We start from the raw sequence: 9,639 nt of genomic DNA, 5'->3' as shown, positions 1-9,639 counted from the left end.
GGTACGTAGTTGCGCTTCAGCGCTCTTTATATATGTAAGCGCCCAAGCGCAACAACGTAGCTAAAAATTAACCCCTATAAGAGTGCCAGTTGAGTTGTCTCAACTATTTGGGCTGACGCACCCTACATCATTAGCAATAATTATTTGAATAATTAGGAGAAAACGCCATGCAAGAGTCAAACAATTCATCTTCCGAATACTCGCAAAAATTTCGCAATCTTCAGACAGAATTACGCGAACGTTGGCGAGAGATAGAAGAATTTGACAGCGGAGATTGTGATATTATCGTCATTCCTTCTCTCAGCTTAGATCAGCAAGAAATTCTGAAAGTTGAGGGTGCTTACCACTACGAAGAGCGGCATTTATTTTCATTGATTCGCCTGCGAAATCCTCGCACGCGCTTAATTTACATCACCTCGGAGCCGCTGCACCCCATGATTATAGATTATTACCTGCAATTGCTCCCAGGTATTCCATTTTCTCACGCGCGCGATCGCCTTTTGCTGTTCTCGGCTTACGATGCATCGGCGAAATCCCTCACCCAGAAAATTTTAGAACGTCCTCGCTTGATGGAGCGAATTCGCCAAGCAGTACGCCCGACAAAATCTTATATGGTTTGTTACAACTCGACGCCCTTAGAGCGCGAGTTATCTGTTAAATTGGGAATTCCTTTGTGGGCTAGCGATCCGGATTTGCTTTATTGGGGAACAAAAAGCGGCAGCAGGCAAATTTTTCAAGAAGCTGGCGTACCTTATCCTGACGGTTCCGAGTTGGTTTGGAATGCAGAAGATTTGGCCCAAGCTGCGGCTGCGTTGTGGGAAAGACAGCCGGATTTGCAGCGGATGGTAATTAAGTTAAATGAAGGTTTTTCGGGGGAAGGAAATGCAATTTTAGATTTGAAGCCGATCGCAGGTAAAGCACCTCAAGAAAGAGTTAAAGCAATTGGCGATTGCTTCCACAATTTGCGCTTTCAATCAACAGGCGAAACCTGGAAAAATTTCAGCAGCCGCATTCCCGAATTAGGGGCAATTGCGGAAGCATTTATCGAAGGAGAAGAAAAGCGATCGCCCAGCGTTCAAGGTCGAATTGTCCCCAGTGGCGAAGTTGAAATTCTGTCAACCCACGACCAGATTTTAGGCGGCCCAGACGGTCAAATTTTCTTGGGTTGCCGATTTCCGGCGGATGAATCCTATCGGCTGGCGTTGCAAGAATTGGGATGGAAAGTGGGAAAAAATTTAGCAGCAAAAGGTGCTTTGGAGCGATTTGGAGTGGATTATGTTGCTGTCAAGCAATCGGACGGGAAATGGGATATTCAAGCAATAGAAATTAACTTGCGTAAAGGAGGTACAACTCATCCGTTTATGGCTTTGAAGCTGTTAACAAACGGTCGGTACGAGCGAACTACGGGATTATTTTACAGCCAGCAGGGCCGTCCGAAATATTATGTGGCTTCGGATAATTTGAAAAAGGAGCGGTATCGGGGATTGTTGCCGAATGATTTGATGGATATTATTGCTGACAATCAACTGCATTTTGACACTGGTACTGAGACGGGGAGCGTGTTTCATTTAATGGGTTGTTTGTCGGAGTTTGGCAAATTGGGATTGACGAGTATTGGCAATTCGCCACAAGAAGCTGAGGATATGTATAACAAGGTTGTGAAAGTTCTCGATCGCGAAACGTCATTCAGTTGACAGTTGACAGTTGACAATTGACAGTTGACAGTTGACAGTTGACGGTTTGAACAATACTGATGCAACGGGAATTGATATCACCGATCAACCCACAAACCCGGCGGTTGAAACCGCGTCTATACCAACAAAACCCGCCTCCGCGGGTTGAAGAGTCGTAGCGTAGCGGGGCGTAAGCCATCGCACATTGCTCTGAAATTCCATATTTCTTAGTCCGCGGAGGCGGACATTGTTTGTATAGACGCGGTTTCCAACCGCCGAGGATTTGAATCGTTTGTATAGACGCGGTTTCCAACCGCCGAGGATTTGAATCGTTTGTATAGACGCGGTTTCCAACCGCCGAGGATTTGAATGGTAGCTATTTTTTAGCGGGATAAATCGGTGTGGGGTCGATCGAGCCTGTGCGGTTGAGAGGCCAAAAACGGACGATCGCCCTACCGATGATATTTTGTCTGGGTACAAAGCCCCAATAATGGCTGTCACAGCTTGCGTTGCGGTTGTCCCCGAGTACCAAGTAAGAATTTTGAGATACAACTACAGGCCCGTAGGGATACTGCGGAATTTCTTCAATATATTTTTCCTGTAGCGGCTGCTTGTTGATATAAACTTTTCCATCTTTGACTTCCACAGTATCGCCCGGAAGTCCGATCACTCGCTTGATGTAGGCATCTTTGATCGGCGGCGGCTGTCCCGTGCACAAACTCGCCGGATCGGGAGGCATAAACACGATAATATCTCCTCGCTGCGGGTCTTGAAGTCGATAGCTCACCTTGTCTATAATTAATCGATCGTTAATTTGCAAGGTTGGGAGCATTGAGCCGGTGGGAATGTAGCGAGCTTCAGCAACCAGGGTGCGGATACCAAAGGCTAAGAATGCTGCTAAGCCGATCGTCTTAATTCCTTCTATCCAAGGATTTTCGGTATCTTGCGGGGGTTTTTGGTCGGCTGACTTGTCTAGACGAGTCATAAGTATTTAAGTCACTGGGCTGGATACAAATTATAAACTTATTTCGGGGTTTTTTGAGGAAATCTGCAAAATCTGCGCCCCAGACGCGAGTTTTTGTACTATCTGGTTGAGTAAAGTGCGCCGAGGTCGATCGTAAAAATTACAATTTTCCTGAAAGCTAGTTATATTTATTAGTATTTTTCTAACTCTTTTGAGGATAAAATTTGTCTGGGCTTCTACGTACATTACCTATTTAATTATAGCTTATGCCGACCACATCAAGTTTGTTAATCCGTCGCGCTCGCATTCTGTTACCAGACGGTGAGTTTTTGGTAGGGGACGTGCAAATTAGCGATGGCAAAATTGTTCGGGTTGCTCCCGAGATTGCGGCAGAGTGCGATCGCGAAATAGATGCGATCGGCTTAACTCTCTTACCCGGAGTAATTGACCCGCAGGTACACTTCCGCGAACCGGGTTTGGAACACAAGGAAGATTTGTTTACGGCTAGCTGTGCGTGCGCTAAGGGCGGCGTGACATCGTTTTTGGAAATGCCGAATACCCGCCCCCTAACCACAACCCAAGCGGCCTTAGATGACAAGCTAAGGCGCGCTGCTGACAAGTGTTTGGTCAATTACGGCTTTTTTATTGGGGCGACGCCGGAGAATTTACCGGATTTGTTGGATGCGAATCCGACTCCGGGGATTAAGGTGTTTATGGGTTCGATGCACGGACAGTTGTTGATGGATGGAGAGGAAAATTTAGAGCGAGTTTTCGCAAAGGGCGATCGATTAATTGCAGTACACGCCGAAGATCAAACTAGAATTAATCAGCGCCGTCAGGAATTTGCCGGCAGTACCGATTTAGCTGTGCACTCCCAAATTCAAGACAATCAAGCAGCCTTGTTAGCAACTCAGCTAGCCGTAAAACTTTCTAAGAAATATCAGCGACGTTTGCATATCCTGCATCTTTCAACTGGCGACGAAGCTGAGTTTTTGCGACAAGAAAAACCCAGTTGGGTAACAGCGGAAGTAACGCCGCAGCATTTGTTGTTAAATACCAGCGCCTATGAGAAGATTGGTAGTTTAGCCCAGATGAATCCGCCGTTGCGCGATACCCGCGATAACGAAATACTTTGGCAAGCCTTATTAGACGGCGTAATTGATTTTATCGCCACCGATCACGCGCCGCACACGTTAGAAGAAAAAGCTCAAGAATATCCAAATAGCCCATCGGGAATGCCCGGAGTTGAAACTTCTTTGCCTTTGATGTTGACGCAAGCAGTCGAGGGAAGGTGTACAGTTGCACAAGTTGCTAATTGGATGTCTGCGGCTGTTGCGAAGGCTTATAAGATTCCGAACAAAGGGGCGATCGCTCCGGGTTTTGACGCCGATTTAGTTTTAGTTGATTTGGACAACTACCGCCCGGTGATCGGAGCAGAAATGGCGAGTAAGTGCGGCTGGAGTTCCTTTGAAGGTTGGAATTTAACTGGATGGCCCGTGGTGACAGTTGTGGGAGGAAAAGTTGTTTTTGAGAACGGTAAATTAGATACAAATGTCAGGGGTAAAGCCTTGACATTTGACGTTGAGTAGTCAATTTATATAAACAAAGGTATGTAGTTGCGCTTCAGCGCTGAAGCGCAACTACATACCTAAAACATTACAGCAAAAGTTGTGCTAAAATTATCAGAGTATATTCCCTTACGATCGAGGCGATATTACCTATGCTCCAAGAACTAGAAACACAACTTCTTGCCTTAACTCCGACCGAGAAATCTGAAGCAATACGGCTGTTAACCCAAAGTTTAAGCAATAGCTGGCCGGGAATTACCAAGACTCCCGAAGTGTGCGGCGGCGATGCTTGTATTGCCAAAACTCGCATTCCAGTGTGGCTGCTTGTTGGTTTTCGCAATGAAGGTTCAAGCGATTCCGAACTTCTCCAATTTTATCCCCATCTAAGTGCTGCTGATTTGGTCAATGTTTGGACTTATGCTGATTCACATATAGAGGAAATTGAACAAGCAATCAGCAAAAATGAGGAAGCATAACTTATGGCATTATTATATGCAGACGAACAATTTCCTTTGCCAGTTGTGGAATTGCTGCGGGCTTTTGGTCACAATGTGCTTACAGTTCAGGAAGCAGGAAAAGCAAATCTGGGCATTCCCGATCCTGAAGTGCTAGAATTTGCTGTGAGTAACGATCGCGCTATTTTGACATTAAATCGGTTTGATTTTATCGGACTGCACAACCGAAAGCCAGACCATGCAGGTATTATTGTCTGCACTAAAAATCGGAATGTAGAAAGATTGGCAACACGCATTAATGATGCTATTGCTGGTGAAGAAACTTTGAGGGGCAAATTGATTCGAGTCAACCGCCCGCCGCAGTAAGTACGCGCTGTAGCTATCCCGTAGGGAATAGCCATTTTCTCAATTTTCCCATTCCCAATCCAATAACTCGCCAGTTCCCATCACTTCAATTTGGCGCCCGTTATCGAGATAAATCAAAGAAATTTGCAAATATTTTTCGGGTTTGTACTGCAATCTTTCGGCCCATTCGATCGCCACAATCCCCAAATCCCTTTCTAATCCGTCCCAATAACTCTCTAAGTGCAAAGCCTCCGCTTCTTCGGGTGCGAGTCGATACAAGTCTAGATGGTACAGCGGAATCCGCCCTGCAAAATACTCGTTAATCAGGGTGAAAGTAGGACTTTCCACAGATTCGGAGATTCCCAAACCTTCGGCGATACCTTGAACCAAGGTGGTTTTGCCGGCGCCTAAGTCTCCTTGTAACAAGATTACAGTGCCTGGGGGAAGCGATCGACCTAACGCAATACCAAACTGGCGCGTAGCCTCAAAATCTGGCAGCAAAGTTTTCATTTTAGTCATTAGTCAGTAGTCATTAGTCAGTAGTCAGTAGCCAGTAGTCATTAGTCAACAGTTAGGGAGCATCTCAGTTTTTCATTTATAGTGCGAGCTTAAGAGCTCGCGTATTGTACAATACGCGAGCTCTTAAGCTCGCACTCAAATAAAAAAATCCTTTTTACAAACATGAGATGCTCCCCAACAGTCAACAGTTAACAGTCAACAGTCAGCAGCTTAAATATTCTGGGCGCGGCTGTACCAACGCAGCAACATCCCCGCCAATCTTTGGGAATTGTGGCGAATTAAACCGGTATTTTTATCTTCATCCATGACATTGGCGATGACAATTCGCCGCCCCAGTTGCGTTATGGCTTCTCTATCGAGCACAACCGGATAGGAATTCTCCTGAGAATAGCGGATCAAAGATTTTGCAGATGGGACTTTTCCTTGAACTACTACAGCATCGAACAGGGGGCGGCCGCAAGCCCGATCGATCGCCCGAATGTGATCGGCAACGCTGTATCCGTCTGTTTCTCCCGGCTGAGTCATAATATTGCACACATAAATGCGCGGAACTTCACTATTGGCGATCGCATCAGCAATTTCCTTCACCAACAAATTCGGAATCACACTCGTATAAAGACTCCCCGGCCCAATAATAATAAAATCCGCTTCCCGCAGCGCTTCGACGGCCCTGGGCAAAGCCGGAGGATTAGCCGGATTGCAGCCAATTTTGACGATTTTTCCGTTAGCTTTGGTGATGCTGGACTCCCCCTCAATTCTCCGGCCATCAGACAGTTCTGCCCACAAAGAAACGTCGCTCAGAGTAGCCGGCAGCACCTCCCCCCTCACTGCTAAAACTTTTGAACTGGCGGCGATCGCCTGTTCCAAATCTCCAGCAATATCGCTCATCGCAGTCAAAAACAAATTCCCAAAACTGTGACCAACCAAACCGTCACCAGCCTGAAAGCGATATTGAAATAACTCAGTTAATAACTTTTCCTCATCGGCCAAAGCGGCCAAACAATTGCGAATATCTCCCGGCGGCAATACTCCAATTTCCCGTCGCAGTCGCCCGGAAGACCCGCCATCATCGGCCACCGTGACGATCGCAGTAATTTTGGCACTGTAATCTTTCAATCCCCTAAGCAAATGAGAAAGGCCTGTACCCCCTCCAATGGCGACAATTTTCGGGCCGCGGTGCAAGCGGCGGTGGTTGAGGAGTCGATCGACCAATTCCTCATTGCCTTCGGGCATCAGCACTTGGGTAATCGAGTTCAAACTGCGAGTTTGGCCCCACAGAATTAACAAAATTCCGCCCGCAATCACGATCGGGCCCGACACGTAATTGGGAATAACTTCCGCAATCCAAGTCAAAAAATTTCTCAACAATTGCAACAGCAAAAAGATCGGAGTCATCCCAGTCCAAATCGCTAAACCCAAAGTGGCAAGTACCACACCGCTAGCACTGATCAGCAGCCACCGTTTCACCAACAGTCCGGGGGCCAACCACTTAAACCACTGGTGAACTCGCCCGTTCCGCAAAGAAGAAGGGTAAGGATTTCTGGATTGGACAAAAACCTGCTTAGCTTTGGCAAAGACTCGCAGGGCTTTAGGAAATGAACTAATTGACATGGTTAATTAGTCTTAATGGTATTGGAATAGCTCAAGCTGACAAATTTACAATACAAGAGAGTTTTGATTCTGGCAGTCAATTTAAGTCATTAGTCATTAATCATTAGTCATTAGTCATTAGCTAGACTGATGACTGATGACTGACAACATAATAATCGATCGCATCTTATGGCTGAGCCGCTAATCGAACTCAAGGGGGTAAGTAAGTCCTTCGGGGATAACCCGATCCTCGATCGAGTGGATCTGAGGATATATCGGGGAGAGGCCCTGGCAATTATTGGCCCTTCCGGGACGGGGAAATCTACGATTTTGCGGATAATTGCGGGTTTGTTGGCCCCGGATGCGGGCGAGGTTTTCGTTCAGGGACAGCGACGGATGGGATGGGTGGACGACGTGGCAGATCCGATCGGGATTGGGATGGTGTTTCAGCAAGCTGCTTTGTTTGATTCGCTTACGGTAGAGGAGAATGTCGGTTTTTTACTGTACCAGCATTCTAAGCTGCCGCGCCGCCGGATTCGGGAATTGGTGGAGGAGAAGTTAGAGATGGTGGGTTTGCGGGGAATTGGCGAACGCTATCCAGCGCAGTTGTCTGGGGGAATGCGGAAGCGGGTAAGTTTTGCCCGCGCCATCATGGCAAATCCCGATAATGCGAGGGACAATCCGGAGGTTTTGCTGTATGACGAACCGACGGCGGGTTTAGATCCGATCGCTTCGACGGTAATTGAAGATTTAATTCGGGATTTGCAGAGAGCTCAGGGAGTTTGTAGCACTTATGCGATCGTCACTCACCAAGACAGTACCATTCGCCGGACTGCCGATCGCATCGTATTTCTCTATCAAGGCAAAGTGCAGTGGGAGGGAACTGTCAGCGACATTGCATCGACAGATAATTTGTTAATTAAACAATTTTTTAGCGGCAGCGTTACCGGCCCAATTCAAGTGATTGGATAGTCAATTGTCAGTGGGCAGTGGGCAGTTGGCAGTGGGCAGTTGGCAGTGGGCAGTTGGCAGTTGGCAGTGGGCAGTTGGCAGTGGGCAGTTGGCAGTTGGCAGTGGGCAGTTGGCAGTTGGCAGTTGTTAGTTGACAGTGGGCAGTTGTTAGTTGTTAGTTGTTAGTTGACAGTGGGCAGTTGTTAGTTGACAGTGGGCGGTTGTTAGGAAAGCGGTTGGCAGTGGTTAATTGTTTGTATTATTGGGAGATGGGATATGTCACAAACAAATTTTCAAAAATTAGATGTTTATAAATTATCAGAAAAATTAGCTGATGAAATTTGGAATATTGTTATAAAATGGGACGCACTAGCTAAAGATACGGTCGGCAAGCAAATTATTCGAGCTGCTGATAGTATTGGTGCTAATATTGCTGAAGGAGATGGTCGAGGCAGCTATCAGGATCATCGGAGATTTATCAAGATTGCCAGAGGTTCTTTATATGAAACAAAGCACTGGTTGAGACGGGCTTATACTAGGCAACTACTAACAACTACACAAGTAGAAACACTCAAGCCAATTATTGACGAACTGTCACCCCGACTAAACGCCTATCTAAAATCTATAGGCAACACATCAGAAAAAAATTAACAACTGCCAACCATCAACTATCAACTATCAACTGCCAACTGCCAACTGCCAACTGCCAATTGCCAAAGGAGGCAATATGCGATCGCGAACTGTAAGAGAAGGTTCTGTCGGATTCTTGATTTTAGTAGGAATCGGTTTATTTGGCGGCTTAGTGCTCTGGTTGCAGGGCGTACAACTAGGCAACCGCAGCTACAAATTCGCCGTAGAATTTGCCAGCGCCCAGGGAATGCAAATAGGCACGCCCGTCAGGTATCGCGGCGTCGCCGTCGGTAAAATTACCGCCATCAAAGCCAGCGCCAACGGCGTAGAGGTGACAATGGAGATAGCCCCCGGTACTTTAGTCATGCCGCGCGATGTGGCGATCGAAGCAAATAAATCGGGTTTAATTGGCGAATCGTCGATCGACATTACCCCCAACTCAATTTTGCCAGACTCCTTACTCACCGCCAATCCCATTAGTGCCGACTGTCCCCCTGAGATAATCTGCAAAAATTCCCGCTTAAAAGGTCAAGCAGGAGTCAGTCTCGACGAACTAATTCGCTCCACAGTCCGCCTATCTAATTTATACACCGACCCCGCGCTGTTCAACAATATTAAATCAATTGCAGAGAATACAGCCAGTACAGCAAAAGGTGCAGCTAAACTCACTCAAGATTTATCAAGTTTAACTCAAACAGCCAAAGCAGAAATCCAAACATTGAATAAATCAGTAACAGGAGACCTTGGCAACTTAACTCAATCAGTAAAAAGCGAATTAGCAACTTTAAATCAATCAGTAAAAGGAGAAGCCAACAGTTTAAATCAATCTTTAAAAGTAGAAGTCAACAGTTTAACTCAATCCTTAAAAGGAGAAGCATCCAGCTTAAACCAGTCCCTCAAAGGAGAAATATCAGGAGTCGCCGCCGATGTTTCCAAAGTAGCAG

At 46.4% G+C, this 9,639-nt stretch carries 11 protein-coding genes; 8 read left to right on the top strand and 3 right to left on the bottom strand.

The genetic code is table 11. From position 1 onward, the window contains the following. Positions 1 to 167 precede the first annotated feature (167 nt). Positions 168 to 1,694 carry a peptide ligase PGM1-related protein gene (locus tag JGK20_RS29890; RefSeq protein WP_293182680.1) on the top strand — a complete coding sequence of 509 codons (1,527 nt, stop codon included), beginning with the start codon at positions 168 to 170 and terminating at the stop codon, positions 1,692 to 1,694. Between the two features lie 355 nt (positions 1,695 to 2,049). On the opposite strand, the gene lepB is transcribed toward JGK20_RS29890, so the two are convergent. After that, a complete protein-coding gene (lepB, locus tag JGK20_RS29885; RefSeq protein ID WP_293196220.1) occupies positions 2,050 to 2,658 on the bottom strand; it encodes a signal peptidase I in 609 nt (202 codons plus the stop codon). A gap of 245 nt (positions 2,659 to 2,903) precedes the next feature. On the opposite strand from lepB, the gene JGK20_RS29880 reads away from it, so the two are divergent. From JGK20_RS29880 to JGK20_RS29870, 3 genes are all read left to right on the top strand, one after another. Continuing rightward, complete coding sequence (locus JGK20_RS29880) at positions 2,904 to 4,226, top strand: dihydroorotase (protein WP_293213481.1); 1,323 nt, start codon at positions 2,904 to 2,906, stop codon at positions 4,224 to 4,226. Positions 4,227 to 4,357: 131 nt separating this feature from the next. Continuing rightward, positions 4,358 to 4,681, top strand: coding sequence for a DUF433 domain-containing protein (locus JGK20_RS29875; protein ID WP_293182674.1), 324 nt, complete (start codon positions 4,358 to 4,360; stop codon positions 4,679 to 4,681). A gap of 3 nt (positions 4,682 to 4,684) precedes the next feature. After that, the gene (locus JGK20_RS29870) at positions 4,685 to 5,026 is read left to right on the top strand and encodes a DUF5615 family PIN-like protein (protein ID WP_293182672.1); all 342 of its coding nucleotides are present in this window, start codon (positions 4,685 to 4,687) and stop codon (positions 5,024 to 5,026) included. A gap of 39 nt (positions 5,027 to 5,065) precedes the next feature. On the opposite strand, the gene tsaE is transcribed toward JGK20_RS29870, so the two are convergent. Next, on the bottom strand, positions 5,066 to 5,515 hold the full coding sequence (gene tsaE / locus JGK20_RS29865; RefSeq protein WP_293233189.1) for a tRNA (adenosine(37)-N6)-threonylcarbamoyltransferase complex ATPase subunit type 1 TsaE: 450 nt from the start codon (positions 5,513 to 5,515) through the stop codon (positions 5,066 to 5,068). 219 nt (positions 5,516 to 5,734) lie between these two features. Continuing rightward, complete coding sequence (locus JGK20_RS29860) at positions 5,735 to 7,135, bottom strand: gluconeogenesis factor YvcK family protein (RefSeq protein ID WP_293182670.1); 1,401 nt, start codon at positions 7,133 to 7,135, stop codon at positions 5,735 to 5,737. Positions 7,136 to 7,303: 168 nt separating this feature from the next. Here JGK20_RS29860 and JGK20_RS29855 point away from each other — a divergent pair, with 168 nt between their 5' ends. From JGK20_RS29855 to JGK20_RS29840, 4 genes are all read left to right on the top strand, one after another. After that, positions 7,304 to 8,086 carry an ABC transporter ATP-binding protein gene (locus tag JGK20_RS29855; RefSeq protein WP_293192047.1) on the top strand — a complete coding sequence of 261 codons (783 nt, stop codon included), beginning with the start codon at positions 7,304 to 7,306 and terminating at the stop codon, positions 8,084 to 8,086. Positions 8,087 to 8,125: 39 nt separating this feature from the next. Then, on the top strand, positions 8,126 to 8,251 hold the full coding sequence (locus JGK20_RS29850; protein WP_293233185.1) for a hypothetical protein: 126 nt from the start codon (positions 8,126 to 8,128) through the stop codon (positions 8,249 to 8,251). A gap of 90 nt (positions 8,252 to 8,341) precedes the next feature. Then, complete coding sequence (locus JGK20_RS29845) at positions 8,342 to 8,716, top strand: four helix bundle protein (RefSeq protein ID WP_293196216.1); 375 nt, start codon at positions 8,342 to 8,344, stop codon at positions 8,714 to 8,716. Between the two features lie 76 nt (positions 8,717 to 8,792). Further along, on the top strand, positions 8,793 to 9,639 hold an 847-nt coding region (locus JGK20_RS29840; RefSeq protein WP_293233183.1), incomplete at its 3' end, for an MlaD family protein.

Source organism: Microcoleus sp. PH2017_05_CCC_O_A (assembly GCF_020738785.1).
Classification (GTDB): Bacteria; Cyanobacteriota; Cyanobacteriia; order Cyanobacteriales; family Microcoleaceae; genus Microcoleus.
The sequence above is the reverse complement of the archived record's forward strand: the minus strand, read 5'-3'. Positions and strand labels throughout refer to the sequence as shown.